Source organism: Megasphaera sp. AF13-6AC (genome assembly GCF_027685385.1).
In the GTDB taxonomy this organism is placed as follows: domain Bacteria; phylum Bacillota; class Negativicutes; order Veillonellales; family Megasphaeraceae; genus Megasphaera; species Megasphaera micronuciformis.
Genome location: NZ_JAQCUN010000284.1, coordinates 1 through 825 on the forward strand (window position 1 = coordinate 1; position 825 = coordinate 825).

General features: G+C 47.3%; 2 pseudogenes. Both read right to left on the reverse strand.

The window, feature by feature from the left end:
- Positions 1-371, reverse strand: a pseudogene (locus PGX78_RS08885) (3-oxoacyl-ACP synthase); the annotation flags it as partial.
- A pseudogene (locus tag PGX78_RS08890) lies at positions 355-825 on the reverse strand (phosphate acyltransferase PlsX); the annotation flags it as partial. The pseudogenes PGX78_RS08890 and PGX78_RS08885, both read right to left, overlap by 17 nt.

Below are 825 nucleotides of genomic sequence, written 5' to 3' on the forward strand. Positions count from 1 at the left end.
ACTCCGTAAGCAAAACCGGAGCAAGCGGCGTATAAATCGAAAACGGCTGCATTCTTAGCCCCCAAATTAGCCTGTACAATACAAGCTGCTGAAGGAATCGTCATATCGGGTGTCAAGGTGCAGACAATAATCAGGTCAAGATCTTCCGCTGCCGTTCCGGACTGTTCCAAAGCCTGTCGTGCCGCTTCAGTGCACAAGTCGGACGTATTCACACCCTCCGGTGCAAAATGCCGTTGCTTAATGCCCGTACGCGTACTAATCCATTCGTCTGACGTGTCGACAATTTTTTCCATATCCGCATTGGTTACTATATTATGGGGAACACAATGGCCCGTTCCCAAAATACCGGCTCCGTTAAGCTTCACTTTCATCCTCTTGCCCCTCTTCTTCAATACTTGACCGAATATGGCCGACTACATCCTCTTCTACCAATTCGCCTGCTACGCGAACGGCATGCCGAATCGTCTTAGCCTTCGAACTGCCGTGACAGATAATAAAGCTGCCGTCAACGCCGAGCAACGGTGCTCCGCCATATTCCGTGAAATCAAGTCGTTTTTTCAAATGCTTGAAGGCCGGCATGACCGCCATAGCTCCAAGTTTCGCCAAAATTCCGCCCTTACGAATAGAATCTTTAACCAGTTGCATAATAAAGAGTGCGATACCCTCGCCGAATTTCAAAATAACATTTCCTACGAATCCGTCACAGACAACTACATCCACAATACCTTCCGTAATATCACGACCTTCTATATTGCCGTAAAAAGAAATGGTCTTTGTGGCTTCCAGCATAGGATACGTCGTTTGGGATAATTCATTACCCTTCGA